The 23,098-nt window shown below is 51.7% G+C and carries 22 protein-coding genes; 9 read left to right on the forward strand and 13 right to left on the reverse strand.

Features of this window, described 5'->3' with window-relative positions:
• Positions 1 to 79: 79 nt before the first annotated feature.
• Genes B2R29_RS16255 through B2R29_RS16265 form a run of 3 tightly spaced genes read right to left on the reverse strand, consistent with a single transcriptional unit; the run spans position 80 to position 2,446 of the window.
• Positions 80 to 1,174, reverse strand: a complete 1,095-nt coding sequence (locus B2R29_RS16255; protein WP_301182020.1) for a zinc-binding metallopeptidase family protein — start codon at positions 1,172 to 1,174, stop codon at positions 80 to 82.
• A gap of 7 nt (positions 1,175 to 1,181) precedes the next feature.
• Positions 1,182 to 2,132: a homoserine kinase gene (locus tag B2R29_RS16260; protein ID WP_301182021.1), complete on the reverse strand. Its 951-nt coding sequence runs from the start codon at positions 2,130 to 2,132 to the stop codon at positions 1,182 to 1,184.
• Between the two features lie 35 nt (positions 2,133 to 2,167).
• A complete protein-coding gene (locus tag B2R29_RS16265; RefSeq protein WP_301182022.1) occupies positions 2,168 to 2,446 on the reverse strand; it encodes a DUF2782 domain-containing protein in 279 nt (92 codons plus the stop codon).
• A 124-nt stretch (positions 2,447 to 2,570) separates the two neighbouring features.
• Here B2R29_RS16265 and polA point away from each other — a divergent pair, with 124 nt between their 5' ends.
• Positions 2,571 to 5,384 (forward strand): DNA polymerase I, encoded by a 2,814-nt coding sequence (gene polA / locus B2R29_RS16270; RefSeq protein ID WP_301182023.1) that lies wholly within the window; start codon positions 2,571 to 2,573, stop codon positions 5,382 to 5,384.
• 12 nt (positions 5,385 to 5,396) lie between these two features.
• Here polA and B2R29_RS16275 read toward each other — a convergent pair whose 3' ends face one another.
• The 6 genes from B2R29_RS16275 to B2R29_RS16300 all read right to left on the reverse strand — a co-directional run bounded on the left by B2R29_RS16275 (position 5,397) and on the right by B2R29_RS16300 (position 9,197).
• Complete coding sequence (locus tag B2R29_RS16275) at positions 5,397 to 5,969, reverse strand: imm11 family protein (RefSeq protein WP_301182024.1); 573 nt, start codon at positions 5,967 to 5,969, stop codon at positions 5,397 to 5,399.
• Positions 5,944 to 6,600 carry an AHH domain-containing protein gene (locus B2R29_RS16280; protein WP_301182025.1) on the reverse strand — a complete coding sequence of 219 codons (657 nt, stop codon included), beginning with the start codon at positions 6,598 to 6,600 and terminating at the stop codon, positions 5,944 to 5,946. Before B2R29_RS16280 ends, B2R29_RS16275 begins: the two co-directional genes overlap by 26 nt.
• 101 nt (positions 6,601 to 6,701) lie before the next feature.
• Positions 6,702 to 6,947, reverse strand: coding sequence for a type II toxin-antitoxin system Phd/YefM family antitoxin (locus B2R29_RS16285; RefSeq protein WP_301182026.1), 246 nt, complete (start codon positions 6,945 to 6,947; stop codon positions 6,702 to 6,704).
• Positions 6,948 to 6,985: 38 nt separating this feature from the next.
• Entirely contained in the window at positions 6,986 to 7,282 is a 297-nt protein-coding gene (locus tag B2R29_RS16290) for a type II toxin-antitoxin system RelE/ParE family toxin (RefSeq protein WP_301182027.1), read from the reverse strand.
• Positions 7,272 to 7,538, reverse strand: coding sequence for a type II toxin-antitoxin system ParD family antitoxin (locus tag B2R29_RS16295; protein WP_301182028.1), 267 nt, complete (start codon positions 7,536 to 7,538; stop codon positions 7,272 to 7,274). Before B2R29_RS16295 ends, B2R29_RS16290 begins: the two co-directional genes overlap by 11 nt.
• Before the next feature lie 111 nt (positions 7,539 to 7,649).
• Complete coding sequence (locus tag B2R29_RS16300; protein WP_301182029.1) at positions 7,650 to 9,197, reverse strand: GMC oxidoreductase; 1,548 nt, start codon at positions 9,195 to 9,197, stop codon at positions 7,650 to 7,652.
• A 577-nt stretch (positions 9,198 to 9,774) separates the two neighbouring features.
• Between B2R29_RS16300 and B2R29_RS16305 the strand changes: the two genes are divergently transcribed.
• Positions 9,775 to 11,634: a hypothetical protein gene (locus B2R29_RS16305; RefSeq protein WP_301182030.1), complete on the forward strand. Its 1,860-nt coding sequence runs from the start codon at positions 9,775 to 9,777 to the stop codon at positions 11,632 to 11,634.
• Between the two features lie 62 nt (positions 11,635 to 11,696).
• Here B2R29_RS16305 and yihA read toward each other — a convergent pair whose 3' ends face one another.
• Positions 11,697 to 12,326 (reverse strand): ribosome biogenesis GTP-binding protein YihA/YsxC, encoded by a 630-nt coding sequence (gene yihA, locus B2R29_RS16310; RefSeq protein WP_301182031.1) that lies wholly within the window; start codon positions 12,324 to 12,326, stop codon positions 11,697 to 11,699.
• A gap of 144 nt (positions 12,327 to 12,470) precedes the next feature.
• On the opposite strand from yihA, the gene B2R29_RS16315 reads away from it, so the two are divergent.
• The 6 genes from B2R29_RS16315 to glmS all read left to right on the forward strand — a co-directional run bounded on the left by B2R29_RS16315 (position 12,471) and on the right by glmS (position 18,634).
• Positions 12,471 to 12,767: a c-type cytochrome gene (locus B2R29_RS16315; protein ID WP_301182032.1), complete on the forward strand. Its 297-nt coding sequence runs from the start codon at positions 12,471 to 12,473 to the stop codon at positions 12,765 to 12,767.
• A 43-nt stretch (positions 12,768 to 12,810) separates the two neighbouring features.
• Positions 12,811 to 13,413 (forward strand): c-type cytochrome, encoded by a 603-nt coding sequence (locus tag B2R29_RS16320; protein ID WP_301182131.1) that lies wholly within the window; start codon positions 12,811 to 12,813, stop codon positions 13,411 to 13,413.
• A 154-nt stretch (positions 13,414 to 13,567) separates the two neighbouring features.
• The gene (locus B2R29_RS16325; RefSeq protein ID WP_301182033.1) at positions 13,568 to 14,200 is read left to right on the forward strand and encodes a thiol:disulfide interchange protein DsbA/DsbL; all 633 of its coding nucleotides are present in this window, start codon (positions 13,568 to 13,570) and stop codon (positions 14,198 to 14,200) included.
• Between the two features lie 6 nt (positions 14,201 to 14,206).
• Positions 14,207 to 14,986: an endonuclease/exonuclease/phosphatase family protein gene (locus B2R29_RS16330; RefSeq protein ID WP_301182034.1), complete on the forward strand. Its 780-nt coding sequence runs from the start codon at positions 14,207 to 14,209 to the stop codon at positions 14,984 to 14,986.
• A gap of 82 nt (positions 14,987 to 15,068) precedes the next feature.
• On the forward strand, positions 15,069 to 16,730 hold the full coding sequence (locus B2R29_RS16335) for a GGDEF domain-containing protein (protein WP_301182035.1): 1,662 nt from the start codon (positions 15,069 to 15,071) through the stop codon (positions 16,728 to 16,730).
• A gap of 89 nt (positions 16,731 to 16,819) precedes the next feature.
• Positions 16,820 to 18,634, forward strand: coding sequence for a glutamine--fructose-6-phosphate transaminase (isomerizing) (gene glmS / locus B2R29_RS16340; RefSeq protein ID WP_301182036.1), 1,815 nt, complete (start codon positions 16,820 to 16,822; stop codon positions 18,632 to 18,634).
• A gap of 8 nt (positions 18,635 to 18,642) precedes the next feature.
• On the opposite strand, the gene B2R29_RS16345 is transcribed toward glmS, so the two are convergent.
• From B2R29_RS16345 to B2R29_RS16355, 3 genes are all read right to left on the reverse strand, one after another.
• A complete protein-coding gene (locus tag B2R29_RS16345) occupies positions 18,643 to 19,515 on the reverse strand; it encodes a hypothetical protein (RefSeq protein WP_301182037.1) in 873 nt (290 codons plus the stop codon).
• A 66-nt stretch (positions 19,516 to 19,581) separates the two neighbouring features.
• The gene (locus B2R29_RS16350) at positions 19,582 to 21,000 is read right to left on the reverse strand and encodes a DUF5666 domain-containing protein (protein WP_301182038.1); all 1,419 of its coding nucleotides are present in this window, start codon (positions 20,998 to 21,000) and stop codon (positions 19,582 to 19,584) included.
• Positions 21,001 to 21,083: 83 nt separating this feature from the next.
• Entirely contained in the window at positions 21,084 to 22,490 is a 1,407-nt protein-coding gene (locus B2R29_RS16355; RefSeq protein ID WP_301182039.1) for a S8 family serine peptidase, read from the reverse strand.
• A 104-nt stretch (positions 22,491 to 22,594) separates the two neighbouring features.
• Here B2R29_RS16355 and B2R29_RS16360 point away from each other — a divergent pair, with 104 nt between their 5' ends.
• Positions 22,595 to 23,089 carry an RNA polymerase sigma factor gene (locus B2R29_RS16360; RefSeq protein WP_301182040.1) on the forward strand — a complete coding sequence of 165 codons (495 nt, stop codon included), beginning with the start codon at positions 22,595 to 22,597 and terminating at the stop codon, positions 23,087 to 23,089.
• Positions 23,090 to 23,098: the final 9 nt, after the last annotated feature.

Consider the following 23,098-nt stretch of genomic DNA (forward strand, 5'->3'; position numbering starts at 1 on the left):
GGACACCAGAGAAGATTTGCAGTTACCGGCGCAAAGTATCCTTTTTGGCAAGTTGTTTTGTGCGGCCGGACTTAGCCAATTAGCCGGACAGGCGCGTCTCATCCAGTATGGCGTGCACACATTTCAACTTACCGACCACGACAGAATTAATCACGAACGGATAAGCATCCGCCAATCCCATACTGCGGTTCAGCGCATTCAACTTGACGCTGAACTCTCCCCAGCAGTCGATCAGCCGCTGAGGATCACAGACGCCTTCATCCTGCGGCAGTGTCAGCCCAGCGTATTTACCAAAGTTGATCAGATCCCAATCCCGCGCTGTTTCCAGCGTGTCGAGAATGTGCAGGTAATGAGCAAAGGTCTCTGCCCAGTCTTCCCAGGGATGCATTGATGCGTAGGCACTGATGAAATTGCGTCGCCAGCTCTGGTCTTCCGGATCACGGGCGTAGTGCTTATCCAGAGCCTCCTGGTACGAGAGATCAGGATCACCAAATACTTCACGAAATCTGGCCAGCCGCGCGTCATCGGGCTTCACCAATAAGTCCCAGTAAAAATGCCCGATTTCGTGGCGAAAATGTCCAAGCAGCGTGCGGTACTGTTCCCCCATATCAACACGCATACGATGGCGTGCCACGTCGTCCGCTTCAGCAAGGTTAATCGTAATGTCACCCTGAGCGTGCCCGGTAAATACCGCTGCGACGTGGGTCAGGGGCGTACGAAAATGATCACGAGCATCACTATCCGCCATAAAATGAAAGCTGAGCCCCTCAGAGGACTGCCGCTTATCCGGTATAGGGAGCCTGAGTTCATCCAGCGTAAACAGCAAGCGCCGCTTGGCGACCTCCAGATTACCCCAGAGTTCAGAGTGGCCATCAACGGACAAATCAGGAATGTTGTCATTGAAGTGGCAGGCGAAACACAGCGCGGGCTTTGCCCCGATGCTGTCAGCAGGAATCATGGCATTGCAAACGCCATTCGCGCGGTTCGCACAAGGAACGTAATCACGGCCCTTGTAATGAAAACCGCCGTCCTTATTTTGATCGAACACCAGCATATCGCGCTCTTCAAAGCACCAACCAACCTGACGCTGGCAGCTCAGACACTGAGTGTTCTCAAAAAACAGCGCAACAGGCTTGCCGTCACCAGCAGTGCAGTCACACGAAAAATAGCGCATAAGACGTTCAGCCTTCAGGTAAGGAATGAGCGCGATGCCAACGCAGGCGATCCCGATATTCCGTAGGTTGTTTATGCGCAGGGAGCTCTTCACTGCGACTTTTTGCCATACGGGCGGCAAGCAAGCGGCTCAACCAGAAACGCAACGCAGCACCGCGTAATACAAGATTCCAGTGCAGCCGCTCTTCTGCACTGAGCGGTCTGACCGAAGAATAACCGCCGACCAGCGCATTGAAACGCGCTTGATCCACAGAGCCATCCGGTTCAGCACACCAGTCGTTAGCCACGATCGCCAGATCATACAACCAGGCACCCTCGCAGGCGTTATAGAGATCAAGAATTGCGGTCAATTCATCGCCATTGAACAAGGCATTGTCATGAAACAAATCCGCATGAATCCAACCATGAGGGAGCTGACACCACTGAGGCCGTTGAGATTGCTGAAAGGCCAGCTCGTCGGCTAATAACGCTTTGTCATCGTCATTAAGATCCGCTGACAAATCCGGCGCAATACTCTGCCACCAGTCATAACCCCGTTCGTCCTGACGTGCATCGGGCAAATCACGGGATGCCAGATGAAACTCCGCCAGTTCGCGACCAATGGCTTCGCACTGAGCGGCTGAGAGCTGCTTAGGATGAGACCCAGCAAAGCGTTGGCACAAAATCGCCGGTTTGTTCTTCAGACCGTGCAGCCAAACACCCTCGGCATCATCCACCGGACTGGGAACACACAGATTTTTAGATCCGAGGTGCCGGGAAAGACGCACGAAATTACGTACTTCATCTGGCGCATGATGCTCAAACAGAGTAAGTACATACTCACCGGCAGACGTTGTCACTGCGTAGTTTGAGTTTTCAATACCGGCACTGATGGGCGAAAACGCCACCAGTTCGCCGACATCGTATTGCGATAACAGATCAGAGAGTTCTGCCGCTGAGAGAGAGGTATATACCGCCATAATAGATCAGCTTAGCAATTCAGCGATTGGTGCCATCACCAGCGAAACAGTACCCACTTAGGCACCCGCATATTCGGTGCATCAGTGCGCTCAAATTCTTCAGCTTCGCTTTGAGTTGGCGTGAGGTAATACGCCGGGCCGACTTTCGGCTGTACCTTGATCTCAACGATCTCGCCGTTTACCCGGAACTCATAATACGTATTGTCACCATCATTGCGGATGGTCACGGTTTCGCCAACAGGGTCAGCGGCCATTGCGCTCGCGCAGAAAAGGCCCGAGATCAGGCCAAGGATCAGAGTTTTCGGCATCTTCATGGTAGACTTCCCGTCCAGTTTTACGTCGTTACGGCCAGTGTACCTGAGGGGCGCGGCCAGCGTCAGTTTTCCTTTTTAGAAAGCTACTTTTTAGAAAGCTACTTTGACTTCAGGGCCGAACAAGATGTCTGAGACAACAAAACCTGTGATTCTCGTTGATGGGTCGTCGTACCTGTTCCGTGCGTTTCATGCGATTCCGATGCTGACCAACTCCAAAGGTCTGCACACCAACGCCATCAAAGGCGTGATCAGCATGGTCAAACGCCTGGCCAAGGATTACCCCGAGTCTCAGGTTATCGTCATTTTCGATGCCAAAGGCAAAACCTTTCGTAACGACATCTATCCGGAATACAAAGCACACCGCCCACCGATGCCCGATGAACTGCGCGAGCAGATCGAACCGATTCATAACATCATCCGCGCCATGGGCCTGCCGCTGTTGATTATCGACGGTGTCGAAGCCGACGACGTGATCGGCACTCTTGCCGCACAGGCGTTAGATCATAAGCAGGATGTGATTGTCTCCACCGGCGATAAAGACATGGCCCAGCTGGTGAACGAACACGTCTCCCTGATCAACACCATGAATGACGTCTTTATGGACGTTGCCGGCGTAAACGAAAAATTCGGCGTACCGCCAGAACACATCATCGACTACCTTGCGCTCATGGGCGATAAAGTCGATAACATTCCGGGCGTACCGAAAGTCGGCGAGAAAACCGCCGTCGGTCTGGTCGCTGGATTAGGCTCACTGGAAGATATTTACGCTAACCTCGATAAGGTCAAAGAACTAAGCTTCCGGGGTGCAAAAACCCTTGCTCCTAAGCTCGAAGAACACAAAGATCAGGCCTTCCTGTCGAAAGAACTCGCGACCATTAAATGCGATGTTGAACTCGAACACGGCCTGACAGAAATCAAAAGTACCGAACCCGATCAAGAAACCCTGCTCGGTTTATTCCGGGATATGGAATTCAAAGCCTGGATTGCTGAACTTTCTGATGAAGTGGGTGATGAAGTCGCAGCGAAAGTTGCAGCAAGTGCTGCTAGTTCCTCTGCCAAATCTTCAGCTGCAACAGCGTCTGAAAATGATGACGAAAAGAATATTCCAACGCCTGAAGTTTTTTCCGGCAAAGGCGAATACGAAATTATTTTTGAACAGACCGATCTGGATCATTGGATCGAGCAATTAAAATCCAGCGAATTGCTCGCCTTCGATACCGAGACCACATCGCTGAATTATAAAGACGCTGAAATCGTCGGCGTCTCGTTTTGTGTAGAAGCCGGCAAAGCCGCTTATGTGCCACTGGCACACGATTATGCAGGCGCACCAGACCAACTCAACCGCGATGCGGTACTCGCGCAGTTAAAGCCGATTTTAGAAGATAAAGATCAGAAAAAAGTCGGCCAGCACATGAAATATGATGCCCATGTGTTAGCGAATTACGGCATTCAATTAAAAGGCGTTGAATTCGATATCATGCTCGAATCCTACGTACTGGATTCGGTCGCCACCAAACACGACATGGACAGCCTGTCGCTGAAATACCTTGGCCACAAAACCGTTAAATTCGAAGACATAGCAGGCAAAGGCGCTAAGCAGCTGACCTTTAACCAGATCGGTATTGAAGAAGCCGGCCCCTACGCCGCCGAAGACGCTGACATCACCCTGCGCCTGCACCAGATGCTGTGGCCGCAACTTGAAGCGCGCAAAGCACAGGCGAAAGTTTTTAAAGACATCGAAATGCCCGTCATGCCGGTATTGTTCGAGATGGAAGAAAACGGTGCCTTAATCGACGCTGAAAAACTCCACGAACAAAGCGCCCAGATCGAACAGCGCCTGCAGGAATTAGAGCGTGCTGCTCACGACAGCGCCGGTCAGGTATTTAACCTCGGCTCACCAAAACAGTTGGCCGAAATCCTGTTTGAAAAACAGGGCCTGCCAGTCGTTAAAAAAACCCCGAAAGGCGCACCGTCTACCGCAGAAGAAGTGCTGCAGGAACTGGCCGAAGAATACGAACTGCCACGCCTGATTTTAGAAAACCGTGGGCTGGCCAAATTAAAAAGCACCTACACCGACAAGCTGCCACTCATGATGAATAGCAAAACCGGTCGGGTGCATACGTCCTACCATCAGGCCGTTGCAGCGACCGGACGTTTATCCTCGACTGATCCAAATTTACAGAACATTCCGATCCGCTCAGAAGAAGGCCGCAAAATCCGCCAGGCGTTTATCGCACCCGAAGGCTACAAACTGGTCGCTGCCGACTACAGCCAGATTGAACTGCGTATTATGGCGCATTTATCGGCTGATAAAGGTCTCGTTAGCGCCTTCGCTGAAGACCGCGACGTTCACCGTGCGACTGCTGCTGAAGTGTTCGGTGAAAAAGAAGAAGACGTCACCGACAACCAGCGCCGCAGCGCCAAAGCGATTAACTTCGGTCTGATTTACGGCATGTCCGCCTTTGGTCTCGCCAAACAGTTAGGCATTGCCCGCGGTGAAGCGCAGGACTATGTGAACAAATACTTCGAGCGTTATCCGGGCGTGCGCGAATACATGGACAACACCCGCGAACAAGCGAAAGAACAAGGCTACGTTGAAACCCTGTATGGTCGCCGCCTGTACCTGCCCGACATCCGTTCATCCAACGGCCAGCGCCGCCAGCACGCGGAGCGGACGGCGATCAACGCGCCGATGCAAGGCACCGCCGCCGACATCATCAAACGCGCCATGATTCGTGTGCACGAATGGCTGCCCGTCTCGGGCTACGATGCCAAACTGCTGATGCAGGTACACGATGAACTGATTCTTGAAGTACGCGAAGATCAGGCCGAAACCTTTGCGGTAGAACTGAAAACTCAAATGCAATGCGCAGCGGCGTTAGACGTGCCGCTCATTGTGGATGTGGGTATCGGGGATAACTGGGAACAGGCGCATTAAGCGCCTGTTTTTTTACAAAAAAATCTTCGCTAAATTCTCTTCAAACACAACACCACCAAGATTCTCTTTGGTAGCAATATCTCTGAATTCAGCACTGCACATTAAAAAACTATTATGTGCAAACCCTGGTTTAAACAACGCCTTCCCTGATATTTTTTCGGATTTCAGAGTAAGTGATTTAGGAACATGAAGAGAATCCTCTGAGTCTATCTGGAACTTAGATTTCTCAGCATCAATAGCATCACCACCGATACTATCAAGACAGTTAAAAAGCCAGAAATCATCTTCCAGCGGCAAGAACTCCCCTGTACCTACCAGAAAGCTCTCTAGTGATGACTTAGCATTAGCGCTGAGCACCAAACACGAATAGTTCCAGATAGAAATATCGGGCACTTCGTTGGTTTTGGTATCAGATTCAAATGTCACTGATACTGGCTTCCAATCATCTTTTAAACGATCAAGAAGTGTTTCGTTCTTTTGCGAGAACCAAACTTTGACACCGTCGAACTGCTTTCGCATCGTTCTGAAATCTATAAAAGCTTCATGGTAACTTTTTACATTATTCAGCAAGCGGAAGGTTGTCATAGGGTTCGTTCCATTGTCCTTTGGGGGGCATTACTTCTTCTGGATAGCTAGCGTGTAAGAGATCACTACGTGTTGCCAGCAAACGCGAGCGCATAACCTGCTCACTGAACACACCGGCAAATCGGATATTTAACCATGCGTAATAATTATGGCGATGAATACGGCTATGAGGCACCGCTTTCGGATATGGCTGTTGCCCTGTGTATTTCGTTCTTGATGGCAACCAACAACCATTATGGGCATCATCAATGCCTATCTGGAGTTCGGCAAGCAATGCCCGTAGTTGCCAAGATCGAGTGTCGCCACCTGCAATGATAGCATGCGCATGCCAATAGGGACTTGGCCTCGCAAAGCCTTCCGCACGCATATGATCTCCCAATTTCTGGGAACAGTGCTTTTCATCCTCGAGTTCATCTACATCTTTCCCCAAGCATTCCTGACGGTACTGCGCAAGACTTGCTTGCACCTGTGCAACCGCTTGAATACGCCCACGCTCATGCTGCACAAAACGGCGCCAACGTTCAGGATCTTCTTTTAATTTGATATTCTGAGCTAAGCGAGCTTTATAACCATTTAAGGCACGCTCTAATGAAGTCTGAAGCGCGTATGGCACGTCTTTCTGCGGTTCCATCCTAAGTTCTTCCTAGATGCCTATCCATTAATGTCGTGCTACGCCAACACGAGACCACTGCAATCATATGACCAGCCTTCGCATCTATCAAATAAATAGTGTCATTGATTCTTAGGGCTAGCCCAACGTTCTTTATACTGCGCAATCGAGCGACCTAAGTGCGCGGAGTTGTTTGCTGAACGCAGCAAATCTAGTGTTTCCATCAGGCTGTTGTAGTAATGGTGGGACATCACCACAACATCAGCTTCGCGAGAACGATTGATGACGATAGGCTCTGCCTCATTAACAACTTGATCGAGTACGCTATTAAGATTATCCCGTGCTTCGGTAAAAGAGATTGTTTTCATAAGGCCCTGCGCTGATCGGTTAATTATTCACGCCGTTTTTAGTGATCTGACGGTATCTCACTCGTCGTATTCTGCCGCCCCAGCACTCGCATGACCTCAACGTGGTCATTATTCATCTGATAGTAGATACTATCCGCACCACATACGCTGCGCCGATAGCCCGACCGGACATGATCAACCATTGGGTAGATTAATGGATTCTCTGCGATAGACTCGAAGCGATCAATCAAAGCGTTGTAGTACTTCTCGGCCTGAACGTCGCCAAACTCCCGAACGCCACGCCAGTAAATCCGCGCAAGATCCATCTTCGCTTGTTTACTTATTTTATAGGTCATCCCGTCCTAATCCGCTTTTAATTTCCTGCAGTATTTCTGCCGGTGTCTGATCTGTGAACCCGCTGCGTTCACCTTCAATAAGACGCGCCCGAATCCACTCAACTTCCCGTTGGGCTTCCTGTTCTCTTAGCTGGCGCTCACGAATCAGCTCGCGCAGCACTTCGCTTTCATTACCGTAATGTCCGGCACTGATCTGGGCTTTGAGCCAGGCGTCCTGCTGATCGGTGACGGTAATGCTCTTTTTGACCATGGCCATAAAGATTACTCCAATGCTCTTTTATACTACTTGGTAGGATAATAGGGCACAAAAAAGCCGGTCGCAATGACTGCAGACCGGCTTTGTAAGCACAATACTTGAAGAGAGCGTTTAGCTGATCTGCGGAATAATCTCTTCCATCACGCGCTCTGCATTTGCAGCGATGGTCAGGGCAGGGTTGGCCGCACCGGCACCGCCCGGAATCGCCGCACCGTCGACTACGTATAAGCCTTCTACGCCGTAGACTTTACCGCTGAGGTCACAGGCACTGCCCATGGCAACACCACCGAGTGGATGCCAGGTGCCGAACCAACCTGCTTCGTTCAGCTTACCGCCACCGCTCTGCACCATTTTTTCCATGGTGTGAACGAGGGCGTTGTGAGACGTTTCGTTGGCGTCACGATCCCAGTTGAGTTTTATCTTGTCGGTCCAGCGATTGTAGGTCACGCGGGAATTCTGATCGGGTACCACCATGCCCATCTGCAGTTGGGTATAGTCGCCGACGACTGAGGTCGGTGAGTGCATGTAGCCGGTGATTTTGTAGGGGTTTTCGGTGTCGAACGCGGCGATGGATGGTGGCCCACCCTGAATCGGTGCGGTCGAGGTGTTAATGTCGTTGCGGCCCATGAGTTCGTCGCCGTTGGTGCCCCACTCGGCACCGACCTGATCGTTCAGGCCCGGTATATCGCCGCGTGCTTTCGCCCGCACCAACAGACGTGTGGTGTGCAGTGAACCCGCACCCATAAAGAGGTAGTCGCAATCAATGATGTGCGTGCCGGTGATTTTGCCTTTTTCATCCAGCATGTCACAGGTAACACGGTAGCCACCGCCGCTATTGGCGTGGATATCTGTGACCAGATGCTGGGTATTGATGGTGACGTTGCCAGTGGCTTCAGCATCGGCCAAATAGTTACGGTCGAGGGTGTTTTTCGCACCGCTGTTGCAACCGAAAACATATTCGCCGACGGATGCGTACTGAGGCCTGGTGCCATTAAGTTCTTCGCGGATCACATCCCAGTCGAAGCTGACGTGGCTGCGCACAATTTCAAGGCCTGCGTCTTCGGCACTTTTAATGAACTCACGCTTGGCGGTGTAGTTGGGGTGATTCAGTACGTCATCCGGAATCGGGCCGCCACTGATGCGATCCAGCACGCGTGGATAGTAGATCTGGTCCATGTCTGTGTATGACAGCATCGGCAGAGCGTCTTCAAACGCGGCGCGCTTAGGCTGCAGTAACACACCACCATAAACGACCGAGCCACCTCCTAAACAAGCACCGCAACCGACGGCGATGGACGAATCGACAAAATATTCCACCATGCCCATTGAGCCCGGAATCAGAGAGCTTGGGTTGGTCCAGAGAACAGTGTCGTTGAGCTTCAGCGTCGAGAAGGTTTCGGTGACCGTGGGGTAGCTGCCTTCACCCTCATATTTCCAGTGTTTACCGCGCTCAAGCAGCATGGTCTGGATACCGGCTTCGGCGAGGCGCAATGTGGCTACAGAGCCGCCAAAGCCCGAACCAATAACAAGTGCCTTGGTTTGAGAGCGGGTTTTGCGGCGGAACCAACCTGCGTTTGCCGTTGTGGCACTTGTTGCTGCGACGGTGACACCGGCAGTTGCAGAGGTCTTTATGAAGTTACGACGGTTTAACTTAGCCATAAGTCACCTGTTTCTTATTTTATTGTTTTCTGAAGTGTGCAGAAAAGGCGAGAGCTGGGTCAACATTAAAACAACGCGAGGCACATGAAGTCCTGTTTTTGTCCCCTCATAAGCAGCAAAACATGGATAACTGAGCAAAGGAAAAGGAAAACCAGCGGATGGCAGACAAAAAAAGGCCCAACAGCCATTGGGGGAAACTGTCGGGCCAACTTCGGATCATTGGGGGAAGTACCGAAGGAAAAAGAACTACCCTTAGCGCTTAAGCGACCTCAATCACACTTAACCGCAGGAGGAATACTTTAACTATAGACGTTATTTATGTTTCTGCTGTGCGCACGATCACTTTTTTAGACAAGTTCGTAATATTGTCTGTGTTTTTTATACACAGCGCTCCTGCATTCTTATATGGACAAATTTAGGACTATTCGTGCCTGGCGACCTGCAAATCCAGCCATATCGGCTTCTGTCTTGTTTTGCCGTAGTAAATACAGAGGTTTAAGCGTGACACTGATCACACTTGACTCACCAACCAGGTTGGGTGGGTATTAATAAAAATAAAAATACACAGGGGTCTTCTATGTTGAAAAGTCATTCTGGTAAGGCGGCTCTGGCCGTTGCTCTCGCCAGCCTTTCAGTTAGCGGTCATGCGGCCGAGCAGTGCAATCCGACGTCCACTGCAACCTGCGCTATTCCTTTCCCATCATCTTACTGGATGGTTGATGATGCGATGAGCCCAACTGGCAAGACCATACAGGTCTCCAACACCATGATTCGCCCGGAAATTCTGGCCCAGCTGCCAGCCGACGAGGGCTTCACACCAGAAGGTATATTCAATGGTGCAAGTGGTTTTTCTGCCGCCAGTGCTGCTGTTTTCGAATTCAATAGCGCACCAGACGCGGCCACTCTGCCTGAGAATGGTGGTGCTGCCGTCGTCGCCATCGATCTTACAACCGCTAGCCGGGTTCCAGTTCGCGCCGTAATCAGTGAGTACTCACAGTCCGATAAGGTGAACGGTACTGCACACGTCGTTGAGGTTTATCCTCAGTCTCGATGGGAGTACGGGCACGAAATCGTAGTCGCGATCACGACAGATCTGGACTTAGAGTCGCCAGAAGCGGGCTTGGTATCGAAAATTTTGTCTGGTACCGCAGATCAACGTGCCTATACCCAGGACCTGATCTCCACTCTGACAGCGAACGGTGTAAATCCGTTGAGCGTACGTAACGCCACCCGTTTTCTCGTACGCGATCGCGCAGAAGTGATCGACCCAGTTTTCAACGCCGTTGCTGACGTTCGCGATCGCGAACATCCAGTGCGTAATCTCGACGTCACGTACAACTACACCAACCGCAACGTTGCGGCGCGCGTTGAAGGTGAAGTTCTTATTTACAACTACCGGATGAAAAACGGTACTAGTGATGTGGATTACGACGCCGAGCCTATGGAGCAATGGGTTGAGTTCCGTCTGACTCTACCCGCAGCGTCGCGCGATGGTGCTGCGCCAGTTGCTCTGTATGCGCATGGTCTGGGCGCCAATAAAGAAAGTGATGGCGTGGTCTCTACCATGAATGCTGAAATCGGCGTTGCCACCTTCTCAATTGGTTTTCCAAATCATGGCGCACGCGGTGATGCGGATGGTGGCTACGTGTTAGCAAACGTCAGCACCGATAAGCTGGGCATCCCAGTGGGTATGATCAACCAGAACGCAATCGACTTCGCATCAGCACATCGTGCGCTGGAAACCACGCTCTCAGACATTGACGTGGTTGGCGAGAAAAGCTGGCGCAGCTGGTATGGCAACAAAGCCGATGGTGTTGCTGACATCGACTCAACTCAGGTCATGATGCAAGGTACCTCGCTTGGTGGCGTACTGGGTTCCACCTATGGCGCGATCAGCCCGACGATTAAAGGCGGCGTTTACCATGTCACTGGTGTCGGCGTGACCAGTATTCTGGCTAACTCGATTCTTTGGGTCCCTATGTTTTCAGATCTTGTGCCTTCCGAAGCTAATGGTGCAGAAGCCATTATGCTGCGCGGTGCAATTCAGCAAACCCTGGACCACGGTGACTCGATCAACTACATAGATATGTTCCGTCACCCACAGCTTGGCAATGAGGCTCGCCCTCTGATGCTGACTAACGGTGCGGGCGACACGATCGTACCGAACTCGAGCAGTGTGGCTGCCGCTAACCTGGCCGACCTGCCTATTGTTGGTGAGCCGCTGTTTGATATGCCAGATGTGCGTGTTGAGAGTGACTTTGATGAAGGGGGTTACGGTATCCGTCACTACAAACCGGTTGTCGGAACCGTCCCTCTGATCTGGGAAGGTGAATTTGCAGAAGAGGCATCAAATGCCTCTGCGCACCTGATTTTTGCTCGCGCGTCGGATCGCCCTGATCAACAGGACTTCATTAAGCGCTTTATCTTTAAAGACTGAAGACTCAACCATTAAAAAAGGAGGCGAAAGCCTCCTTTTTTGTTGCCTGACTACAAATTTACTCATTCCTGAGCAAGAAACGGCGCATCCAGCCAGCTCGTCAGTTTATTCTGAAGTATCTTCAAACCTTCACCGTTGTGGCTCGAAAAGGTCTGTACCGTCACCAGGTCTCCCAGATCAGCCACTGCTCGCTGAACTTTCAACATGGTACTTTTTGCCGGGCCCCGTTTCAGCTTATCAGCCTTCGTAAGCAAGATATGCACAGGCATACCCGCTTCAGCCGCCCAGTCGAGCATGGCGTTGTCAAATTCCTTTAGCGGATGACGAATGTCCATCAGGAGGACCAGCCCGCACAGCGCCTGACGACGATTCAGGTAGGTTTCGAGCTCCTTCTGCCACTCGTTCTTTGTCGCAAGAGGGACTTTCGCAAAGCCGTATCCGGGCAAATCGACCAGAGCCAGCTTGGTTTCTCCCAATCTGAAGAAGTTAATTAATTGAGTCCGACCGGGAGTTTTACTGGTGCGAGCCAGCTTCTTATTCCCCGTCAACGTATTGAGGGCGCTGGATTTACCGGCGTTGGAGCGCCCGGCAAAGGCCACCTCACGGATGATATCCGTAGGGCATTGGCTCAGTTTAGCGGCGCTCTTTTCGAACTCGGCGTTGGTGTAAATCAAGGTTTCCTGAGCTGACATAGGGTATTGGTAATGACCGTCCGGAAAATAATGGTATATAATGAGCGCCCTTCAGCGCAGATCCTATTCTATCATAGAGGGATAATTCTGAAGTGGTGTGTTTGTCGGAAACCTGTGGCTATAACTGAAGAGAGAAATCAGACCATGAAAAAACTGACACTACTCGCGGCCCTGACCGCCACTTTGAGCGCCAACGTACAGGCGTTTGATGTTGAATCCAAATACACTCAGGCCTGTGCAGCCTGCCATAAAATGGCAGTCGCTGGTGCACCTAAAGCGTTCGACGCTGAAGCATGGGCGCCGCGCCTTGAGAAAGGCATGGACACTCTTGTACAGAGCGTGACAAATGGCCTGAATGCGATGCCTCCAAGAGGTCTCTGCATGGATTGTACTGCTGATCAGTACAAGGCTTTGATCGAATATATGTCAACGCCGAAATAATCGTACAAGTAACTAAGAACTATATCTGAAACTGGACCTGATGATGAAAAACCTGTTGATTAGCCTCATTCTGTCTGCCGGCCTCGTATCCGTCGCCCACGCGGGTGATGCCGAAGCTGGTAAAGCGAAATCTGCTACCTGCGCCGCCTGTCATGGTGCCGACGGTAACAGCATGGCGCCGACCTTCCCTAAAATCGCTGGCCAGGGAGAGCGCTACCTGATCAAACAGATCACTGATATCCGTGATGGTAATCGTCAGGCTCCAGCAATGATGCCTTTCGTGACCGGTCTGTCGGATGAAGATATCGCAGACTTGGCGGCATACTTCACCGAGCAGGCACCTACTGCCGGTGGCGCAAAAGAAGAGCTGGCCGAACTGGGTGAGCGTATTTACCGTGGTGGTATCGCTGAAAAGAACGTACCTGCGTGTCTGGCCTGTCATGGCCCTGCGGGTAAAGGCGTTGAAGCTGCTGGCTTCCCACGTCTCGCCGGTCAGCATGATGTTTATACATCAATGCAGCTGACTGCGTTCAGCAACGGCGAGCGCACCAATGATGGTGACAGCAAAATGATGCGTGATATTGCGTATCGCCTGCATGCTAAAGAAATCGAAGCGGTTTCTTCTTACATCCAGGGCCTGCGTTAAGCAGAGAAAACAAGAAGGTGGCCTCGGCCACCTTTTTTTATGCCCGCATTTTCTACAATGTCAGCCAGATTGACAAAGCTTTGCGCAGCCAGTCTGGCCGCACGCGGGCTTTCTGGGCAGAATAAAAACTATCTTACATACTCAATTGGGAGCGATGATGCTTTCTTCTTTCAAGAAATGGATGGCAGCAGCCTTAGTAACAGTCGCATCGGTCGCATCTGCGGCAGATTATGAAGCCGGAAAGCACTACCGTGTACTGGAAAACCCAGTCGCAGTAATGCAAGACGGGCAGATTCACGTCGAAGAAGCCTTCTGGTATGGCTGTTCTCACTGCTTCAGCCTGGAGTCAGTCATCGTCCCGTGGAAAAAGACTCTGGCTAAAGACGTCACCTTCTCTCGCGTTCCTGCCATGTTTGGTCGCGCCTGGGTTGTTCATGCGCAGCTATACTACACAGCCGATGCCTTAGGTGTGCTGGATCAGGTACACAGCGATATCTTCAATGCGATTCATCTTCAGAAAGTACGCCTTCTGACCAAAGAAGAGCAACGTGACTTCCTGATGACGAAAGCCGATGTCTCGGCTGAAGACTTCGATAAAGCCTACGAGTCATTCGCCGTGCGTTCGAAAATGACACGTGGCGATAAGCGTGTACGTGCGTTCGAGATCAGTGGTGTACCAACATTGGTAGTTAATGGTCAGTACATCGTTGATACCAGCTCTGCCGGTAGTCAGGAAGATATGGTTAAAGTCGTCGACTACCTGATCGAACAGGAACGTAACCGCTAATCGGCTGTGCCTGAGCTCACCTCATTAAGGGCGTTCACGGAGCTACCCTGCTCTCCTGAACGCCTGAGATTACTGACCTTCAATATGCAAGTCGGTATCCGTACCGGCGGTTACCATCATTATTTGCTGCGCAGCTGGCAGCATTTCCTTCCCTTTCAGGCTCGTGAATCGGCGTTAGATAACATCGCGGACCTTGTCCGGCCCTTTGATCTGGTTGCCTTGCAGGAAGCAGACGGAGGCAGTTGGCGCAGTGGACGCCAGAATCAGATCCAGAGCATCGCTGAACTTGCTGGCTTTGAGCATTGGCACCATCAGGTGAACCGCAATCTTGGGCGTTTTGCCCAGCATTCCAATGGAGTGCTCTGCCGCAACCGGGCCTTCAGTGTTGAGCGCCACCCGCTTCCGGGCTTACCGGGCCGGGGCATGATGATTCTGCGTTACGGTGACCCCGAAGACCCGCTGGTAGTCGCAGTTACTCACCTGGCTTTGCGTAAGCAAACGCAGTTCAGCCAGATCCGCTATCTGGTTGATGTGCTCGCTGATGCGCGAAAAGTCGTCATCATGGGAGACCTGAATCAGGAGAGCGAATGGCTTCTTCAGCAAAGTCCTCTCAAAGGGCTGAACCTGCACCCCATCGCAGATGAACTCCCCACCTACCCTAGCTGGCAACCTGCGCGCGGAATTGATCATATTCTGGTCAGCGACAATATCCCCCTTCATCGGATTGCGGTCATTGACCATCCGCAGTCCGATCACCTGCCTGTGGCTGCAGAAATAGGGCTATAAAAGTCCGAATCAACCCAGCGGACTGTCCAAACGCGACTATACTCAAGTAACAACCATCTGAGAATCGTCTTCGGGAAGTAGCATGGCGGTAACAAAGCAGGGACCCTCCGATCTTCAATGGAGGGATAAGTACCTGACCCTCAATGAAAAATACGACAAACTCAAACTTCAGGTAGGCACCAGAAACGAGCAGCTGCGGCGTGGGCTGGTACTGGTATCACTGCTGGCAGAAGGTCAGTCGGCACCGCTTGATCAGACTCTGGCAGATCTTCGGGAGTCGATGCGAGGCTCCACCAGTGATCTGAACAAAACGATGAATACACTCAATGGCCAGATCAAAGAATACGATCTGAGCCAGGCCGAACATTCCGCGGCACTCGCCGAGAAGATCAGCCTGATGGCTGAGAAGCTTTGTCACTGCCAGATACCCAAGAAATTAGTGAGTGACGTTCGTGCTTTGCGGAAGGCTGCGCCAGAGGCTCTCAATGACTGGCAGGGCTATTCCCACCAGCTTGAGGGCTGGGCGGGCGTACTGGCAACACTGGTAGCGCTCGATGAATCCTCAGACGATAGTGCCAAAGGCCCTTGGTGGAAGAAGGTATTTTCAAAAGAGAAACCTTCACCTGACGCGGTCGAAGAGGCCGATTCTCAATCCGTTTCCGACGATGTCGCCGACAATGACGAGCCCGCGGAGCCGGGCTTCTCTACGATTGCTAGAGAAGTCGCCAGTGCATTGAATGGCCTGATATCACGCCTCGTAGTGCCCGAACGATTACACCAACGCTCTGACGAACTACAAAAAAGACTGGATGACGGGCTGCACTGGTATGAGTTTGTCAGCGTACTCGAAGATACCTCTCAGTTTTTACTCGACTGTCTGGGCTCTGGGCAAGAGGAATTCGAACGATTTCTGCATAGTCTCGATCAGCGCCTTCAAGCGATTCAGACCATGGTGTCTGACGCTAATTCAGGTCAGGCCGACCGCGAAGATGCACGTACGAGCCTCGAGACCATGGTCAGAGACCAGATTGATGATATTCGCGGCGTAGTGAATGGTCTCGGAGATCTCGGGGAGTTAGGTTCTAGCGTCCGGGACCATCTGACGACGATTGTCCGTGCCATGGAGCACTATCAGGAAGTCGAGTCACAACGGGAAGCTCGTCTGGCAGAGCAGCTTGAAGTGCTGCAGAACCGCCTCTCGGAAATGGAAGCCGAAGCCTCTCAGGCGCGCCAGATCATTGAAGATCAGAAAAAACGGGCAACCCTCGATCACCTGACCGGGCTCCCCAACCGCGCAGCCTATGAAGTTCAGCTAGGAGAAGAGCTGATGAAACGCAGTCGCGGTGGCCGGTCACTCTCTTTTATCATCTGCGACGTGGATCATTTCAAGCACATTAATGATAACTATGGCCACATCGCCGGCGACAAAGTCCTGCAACTGATCGCCAGCACGCTGAGGAAGAACCTTCGCGATACCGATTTTATCGCACGTTATGGCGGTGAAGAGTTCGTGGTTCTGCTACCCGGCACTCAGGCTGATGGCGCCGCCGGAGTCGCAGAGAAGCTACGCGCCAGCATCGAAGCTTGCCCGTTTAACTTCCGCGGAGAGCGAGTGTCCATCACTATGTCATTCGGTATCAGTGAATTTCGCGCTCTGGAATCCACTGAGATGGTCTTTGATCGGGCAGATAAGGCACTTTACGAGGCCAAAAAGTCTGGCCGTAACCGCGCGGTGATCGCCTGAAACTAAAAGCCATAATGAAGGTGCAACTTTGCCAGCCCAGCAGGCATCAGATATAGTTCGCCGCTGGAATTCTGGAAGGTTTGAGTATCATGTGTGGAATCGTTGGTGCCGTTGCACAGCGCGATATTGTTGAGATCCTGCTCGAAGGTTTACGTCGCCTTGAGTACCGCGGATACGACTCCGCTGGCGTTGCTGTCATCAATGAGTCACAGAACCTCCGGCGTGTACGCCGCATGGGAAAGGTGCAGACACTGGCAGACGCGATCGCCGAGTCACCGACACCCGGTGGCACAGGGATCGCTCACACCCGCTGGGCCACCCACGGAGAACCTTCCGAAGATAACGCCCACCCGCATGTATCCGGTGATATCGCCGTTGTTCACAACGGTATCATTGAGAATCACGAAAAGCTGCGAGAAGAGCTTCAGGATCAAGGCTATACCTTTACCTCCCAGACAGACACAGAAGTCATCGCCCACCTGGTAGAACGCGAGCTACGTGACTCAACCAGCCTGCTGAATGCGGTAATGGCAGCCAGATCGTTACTTGAAGGCGCGTATGGCATGGTGGTAATAAACCGTACAGATCCTGAGCGTATGGTTGTTGCGCGCTCAGGCTCACCCCTGGTGATCGGCCACGGCATTGGTGAGAATTTCATAGCCTCCGATCAGTTAGCCCTGCTTCCGGTTACCCGCAAATTCTCCTATCTGGAAGAGGGAGATGTCGCAGAAATCACCCGCACAGCAATCCGTATTTTTGATGCGGGTAATGAACCAGCTATCCGCGAAGCTCACGAGTCTGACGTCGAGCATGACGCTGGCGACAAAGGCGAATTCCGTCATCACATGATGAAGGAAATCTACGAGCAGCCGGTTGCGATCGCAAACACACTCGAAGGCCGCTTAGTAGCAGGAAAACTCAACCTTGAATCCCTCGGTGATCTGAGCAACATTGACCAGGTTCAGATCATTGCCTGCGGCACCAGCTATCACGCTGGTATGACCGCTCGTTATTGGATCGAAGAGCTTGCAGGCATCGCCTGCAACGTCGAGATCGCGTCGGAATTCCGCTACCGCAAGTCAGTCGTACGCCCTAATAGCCTTCTGGTTACAATCTCACAAAGCGGTGAAACAGCCGATACGCTTGCCGCGCTGCGACTCGCAAAAGAAACCGGCTATGGCCGCACGATCACAATTTGCAATGTGCCCGGTTCATCCCTCGTCCGCGAATCGGATATGGCTCTGCTCACCCGAGCCGGCGCTGAAATTGGCGTCGCCTCAACCAAGGCCTTCACAACTCAGCTGACCGCACTGATGCTTCTGACGGCGGGCCTCGGACGAGCTAATGGCATAAACAAAGACAGCGAGGACCGTATCGCTGAGGCTCTGCTGAAGCTGCCAGCGCTGATTGAAAAAGCGATCAGCATGGACAGCGCAATTAAAGATCTGGCCGAGAATTTCGCCGAGAAACAGCATGCTCTGTTTCTTGGCCGTGGTGATCAGTATCCGATTGCGATGGAAGGCGCCCTGAAGCTGAAAGAAATCAGCTATATTCACGCTGAAGCCTATGCAGCAGGCGAACTCAAACACGGCCCGCTGGCGTTAATTGATTCAGAAATGCCGATCATCGTCGTGGCGCCCAACAACGAACTGATTGAAAAGCTGAAGTCGAATATTGAGGAAGTCCGCGCCCGCGGTGGTGAGCTGTTTGTTTTTGCCGATGAAAAACTCAGCATCAGGCCCGAGAGCAATATGAAGGTCATGAGCGTACCGCACTGCGACGATATCATTGCGCCTGTGGTATATACGCTGCCGCTGCAACTACTAAGCTATCATGTCGCCGTTATCAAAGGCACTGACGTGGATCAGCCACGGAATCTGGCCAAGTCGGTGACGGTTGAGTAGCAAAGACATCAAAACTTCCAGCTCAGCTCACTGTTCAATCTGAATTGCCGGTAGTCTGCTACCGGCAAGTTCGAATGATACTCATCACCACCGATATCGCCTTCAAATGTGAAACCACGCCCAATAGCCCATTTAAGACCAGCGGATATACGTAACCGGTCGTCCTGACGCCGCTCACCTATTTCAGACCAAACGGCTTCATAACGTCGACGTTCCAAACTTCCTTGCAAATAATACTTCACTTTGCCTGAACGTAGCTTCCAGCGCAGACGAGTGTTAATCGCATCGTATCCAAATGGCTCTGAGCGGGTATCCTCATGACGGAATACAGTCCGCAATGAAAGGTAGTTAAGAGTACGGTTGAACATCCAGTAAACGGTGGCCCGACCACCGAGCTGGGTTGCATCACGTTCAGGGTAGAGCTGAAATCGTTTATCCCCAATGTCCAGCTGTCCACGAACATAGAGACGGTCAGTGAAAAAGTACCCCCAGGCCGGGCTCAATCGGCGAATGTGCATGAAGGTCTTACCCTCCAGATCTGCACGGGCGATAAGACCAACCAGGTCTGTTGTATGCGCCGCACGGTTGTAGCTGGCACGAAGATAGGCAGAATGGATGTCGGTATCGAACTCTACTGCTTGCTGCCAGCTGGTCGCTGAATAGTCATATCGAGCCTGCCAGTCAGGACCAGCGCCCTTACTCGATTCCCAACCGACAAATGCACTTTTCGCCAACGCCCAGTCACCGGAGTTTTGGGTCGTGGTGTCAGCCTCTGGGAGGATATTGCTGTCATACTCTACGGCCAGGGAGATTCCAGCTTCAATGCTTGCATATGAGGTGAGCGGAAGACCAAACAATCCGACGAGCAAGAGGGCGATCACAACCGTGATAGCCCTCTCGTAACAACCTGACACTAGTGCCCTCACTGATGGGGAAGCTTCGGCTGGTTAATCGTCGTCATGACCTTCACTATCGCCATCATGATCTTCGTATTCATCATCCTCTTCACCATCAGTAGCAAAGACAATCGAACCATCAAAAGTCCCCTCGACCTCAAGATAAGTACCGTTCTGCAAAAGGCTCAGATCCAGTCCCACCAATGCTGATGTATCGACGGTAATTCCCAGCATAGTGACCGTACCTGCAGAAGCATCGATAGATTCTACCGGAGCTGTAATTTTGACCTCGCCTTCATCATCTTCGCGTTCAAGTTTCAGAGCCCGAAACGTTCCGTCACTTTCGATGGTGAGACGCAATTCTACATAATCACCCGTTGAGATTGAGCTCAGATTGAAGTAATACTCGTCATCCCGCTCATCGCGAACCCGGGTACGCGTGTCGACCGTTGCAGTAATACCCATGACAGAGATCGTACCATCACCAAGCGCAGTCACCGGTCCTTCAAGCTCAAGCTTCACTCTCGCTTCAAAATCAATCTCCTGAGCTACCAGCTGCCCCGAAGCATTGAACTCGCCTTCTACTTTCACTTTAGCATTGAGTGACAGATCCGATACTGAACCATCGTCGAACTTGGTTGAATTACTAAAAAGCACTTCGGTACCGCCGACTGTCATAACGCCAGCATCGGAATCCAGCGCCGAGATAACACCGTACAGCTTAATGTCACCATCGTAATCATGGTACATGTCTTCCTGCTCTATTTTGGCCGCTACCAGAACATCGGAGCTGAGTTCACCTTCGACCTCTACCAACATGCCATTGGCCAGAGCGATTTCATCTAATTCCAGGGTAATAACACTGCTGTAATCAACCTGCAGGCCGTTAATAGAGAATGTGTTGTTTGCTTCGTTGAGTGAGCTGATCGTTCCGCGCAATTCAATTTCAGTCTCACTTTCAACCTCAATAAATGAAGCCAGGAGATTCCCCGCACCATCGCGAATGCCACTGACTTCCAGATACTGTCCAACGCTGATGGTATCAAGCGAGACGCCTCGATAAACGGTCATGGCATCCGTTAGAACGGTCTGCCCAAGAATCACCAGAGTCCCTGCCGCCGCATCTACCGATACAACCGGGCCACGAATGTCAGCATCATAACTAATACGCGTAGCCACACCTTCAACCCCGTCGTCAGAGCCCTGAACCACGACTCGCTGTCCAACTCTTAACTGGCTCTCTACACCCACCTGATCATTAATCTCAAAAGCGGTATCCGTGCTTGAATAGTGCACACCATCAACAATGACACTGCCAAAGCCATCGACCGTCCCAACAACCGTGCGATCTGCTGCTGCAACCGATGTAGAAGGCGATGATGAGGATGAGGAGCCACCTCCACCACCACAAGCAACCAGTAGGCAAGAGGAGGATAGCAGCAGCGCAGGAAATACGACTTTATTGTTCATAACATTACCTCGTTTGTGTCGTGATAAGCAGGCCCATAAAATTTTGGTGGCCTGTTGTACCGTTAAACGAGGGTTTCCGAAGTTTATTCCGTTATTGAGATGCTATTTTTGTCAACACTGAGTAAGCCGTAGCCATAGACCTCATCAAATCCCGGCAGGCCCAGGTCAATGGCGGACGACTTAAAATGCTGAAGAGGTGGCCCTGAAGCTAACACAGCACTCGCTAATGCTGCGGCAACAGACGTGCCGGCCTTTAATACAAAGCCTCCCTGTTCATCTGCGAGCCGAATACCAACACCCGGCGCAGAGAATTGCACATGCTTTCCCCGCACCGCTCTTGGATATATTTTCATATGCTGATCGACAGCGGTCACGGCAATAACACCGGCCTGCGCTGCAGGGTATCGCGGAAATGCTGCAGGGCCCTCATTTCCAACGGAAGCAACAACCCGAACACCACGATCAATCAAGAGAGTCAGAGCAACTTCCAACATACTATTCGGCGGCCCCGATAAAGACAGATTAATTACGTCGGGCTCACTAGCCGACAGCCAGTCGAGACCTCGAATCAGGTCGGCAGCTGACGCCAGAACCAACCCTCCGGGCGTTTGGCCAAACACGGCCGCATTATAAATACGCGCGTTAAGAAGCACGCCACATGTTGCAGTGAATACAGACGCCATTGCTGTCCCGTGCGCGTATACACTCTGAGCCGCTGAAGGATAGAACACCTGCTCGGTAACGGCCGTTGAATCGAAACATTCATGTGACTGCTGAATAGAAGAGTCCATCATTCCAATCACCAAAGGTTCAGCCGACAACTGCTCTATCCCCATCAAAGCCGCGGCCTCTGAAGTTGAAAGCGCCGACGTCGCCGTTTCTGCGACGTCATCCAGAGTGTAAATATGATTCATTTCCGCAGAGGCCGGACGCTCGTCACTACCGTATATAACCAGTAACTGCCCCAGACCATTCAGTTTTTCTACCGCCTGAATATCGGCCCCTTGCTCCAGCGCTTCCTCCAAAGACGCTTCATCCATCAGCTCAATGAATTGTTCAGGGATGGCAAGGACCTCAAGATCATCCAGCCGCTCATCCAGCTCCGCCAACTGATGCAGCCGGTCTAGTGTGTCAGGAAAAGTCTGCTCCAGGCGATCAGCCATACGCTCTTCGAGATCATCTTCCAGGTCGTCCTCAAAGTCGTCGTGGTCTTCCTGCTCTTCAAACATATCTTCGAGGCGATCTTCCAGGTCATCATCTATTTCACCCGATTCCTCGAAACGACTTTCAAGGCGCTCTTCAATCTCTTCTTCAGCATCTTCCGTATCATAGTGATCCTCTTCCCAGTCTTCCTCACTATCCTCCGAACGCTGCTCCATCCGCTCTTCAATTTCAGCGTCATTATCGAAGTCATCATCACTGTCGCCGTATGAGGCTATGCTGATAAGTGCCAACATCAGAAACATCGGAAACAAGTCGAGTCGTCTCAAAGTAATCACCACAGAACGTTATTCATCTGTTTACTATAACGAACATATTGAAAAAATATTTCACCACCGGGGAATAAAACGAAAGGAACATCGTTAAGTCATATATGAAGGCTCAGGAAACAGAATTCCGCCAGCAATTGCTGAACATGCTGCCAAAGCTCAAGCGCTACTGCTACGCCCAGACGGGTGAGAAGCACAGCGCTGATGACCTCATGCAATCAAGTGTGGAAAAAGCGCTGCGCCGATGGCAGCAATACCAACCCGGCACCGAGTTTGAACGCTGGATGTATCGCCTGTGCCGTAACCACTGGATCGATACCATGCGAACAGAAAAAATCAGCGATGAGCTCAATGACGATATAATGGTCGCCAGCGACGTCGAGAATCCGGAGCAACAGGCGTTAACCCAGGCCGCTCTGAGGCATATGCAAATCCACTTCAACGCCTTAAGTGAGGGGTTAAGAATGGTGTTGTATCTCGTTGCTGTCGAAGGGCGCAGCTATCAGGAAGCCGCCGATATTCTCGATATTCCTGCAGGGACCGTAATGAGCCGCTTAGCTCGCGCGCGCAAGCAACTAGCCGAAGCCAGCCAACGTTGAGGTATAACG

Source organism: Thalassolituus sp. UBA3500, from assembly GCF_002377545.1.
In the GTDB taxonomy this organism is placed as follows: domain Bacteria; phylum Pseudomonadota; class Gammaproteobacteria; order Pseudomonadales; family Oceanobacteraceae; genus Thalassolituus.

What these genes read in the sequence shown, in the direction of transcription:
- B2R29_RS16300 (WP_301182029.1), bottom strand. Translation starts at nt 9,197, where the DNA reads ATGGCTAAGTTAAACCGTCGTAACTTCATAAAGACCTCTGCAACTGCC.
- B2R29_RS16350 (WP_301182038.1), bottom strand. Translation starts at nt 21,000, where the DNA reads ATGAACAATAAAGTCGTATTTCCTGCGCTGCTGCTATCCTCCTCTTGC.
- B2R29_RS16320 (WP_301182131.1), top strand. Translation starts at nt 12,811, where the DNA reads ATGAAAAACCTGTTGATTAGCCTCATTCTGTCTGCCGGCCTCGTATCC.
- glmS (WP_301182036.1), top strand. Translation starts at nt 16,820, where the DNA reads ATGTGTGGAATCGTTGGTGCCGTTGCACAGCGCGATATTGTTGAGATC.
- yihA (WP_301182031.1), bottom strand. Translation starts at nt 12,326, where the DNA reads ATGTCAGCTCAGGAAACCTTGATTTACACCAACGCCGAGTTCGAAAAG.
- B2R29_RS16260 (WP_301182021.1), bottom strand. Translation starts at nt 2,132, where the DNA reads ATGGCGGTATATACCTCTCTCTCAGCGGCAGAACTCTCTGATCTGTTA.
- B2R29_RS16335 (WP_301182035.1), top strand. Translation starts at nt 15,069, where the DNA reads ATGGCGGTAACAAAGCAGGGACCCTCCGATCTTCAATGGAGGGATAAG.
- B2R29_RS16275 (WP_301182024.1), bottom strand. Translation starts at nt 5,969, where the DNA reads ATGACAACCTTCCGCTTGCTGAATAATGTAAAAAGTTACCATGAAGCT.
- B2R29_RS16360 (WP_301182040.1), top strand. Translation starts at nt 22,595, where the DNA reads ATGAAGGCTCAGGAAACAGAATTCCGCCAGCAATTGCTGAACATGCTG.
- B2R29_RS16290 (WP_301182027.1), bottom strand. Translation starts at nt 7,282, where the DNA reads ATGACCTATAAAATAAGTAAACAAGCGAAGATGGATCTTGCGCGGATT.
- polA (WP_301182023.1), top strand. Translation starts at nt 2,571, where the DNA reads ATGTCTGAGACAACAAAACCTGTGATTCTCGTTGATGGGTCGTCGTAC.
- B2R29_RS16295 (WP_301182028.1), bottom strand. Translation starts at nt 7,538, where the DNA reads ATGGCCATGGTCAAAAAGAGCATTACCGTCACCGATCAGCAGGACGCC.
- B2R29_RS16280 (WP_301182025.1), bottom strand. Translation starts at nt 6,600, where the DNA reads ATGGAACCGCAGAAAGACGTGCCATACGCGCTTCAGACTTCATTAGAG.
- B2R29_RS16265 (WP_301182022.1), bottom strand. Translation starts at nt 2,446, where the DNA reads ATGAAGATGCCGAAAACTCTGATCCTTGGCCTGATCTCGGGCCTTTTC.
- B2R29_RS16325 (WP_301182033.1), top strand. Translation starts at nt 13,568, where the DNA reads ATGATGCTTTCTTCTTTCAAGAAATGGATGGCAGCAGCCTTAGTAACA.
- B2R29_RS16285 (WP_301182026.1), bottom strand. Translation starts at nt 6,947, where the DNA reads ATGAAAACAATCTCTTTTACCGAAGCACGGGATAATCTTAATAGCGTA.
- B2R29_RS16315 (WP_301182032.1), top strand. Translation starts at nt 12,471, where the DNA reads ATGAAAAAACTGACACTACTCGCGGCCCTGACCGCCACTTTGAGCGCC.
- B2R29_RS16255 (WP_301182020.1), bottom strand. Translation starts at nt 1,174, where the DNA reads ATGCGCTATTTTTCGTGTGACTGCACTGCTGGTGACGGCAAGCCTGTT.
- B2R29_RS16305 (WP_301182030.1), top strand. Translation starts at nt 9,775, where the DNA reads ATGTTGAAAAGTCATTCTGGTAAGGCGGCTCTGGCCGTTGCTCTCGCC.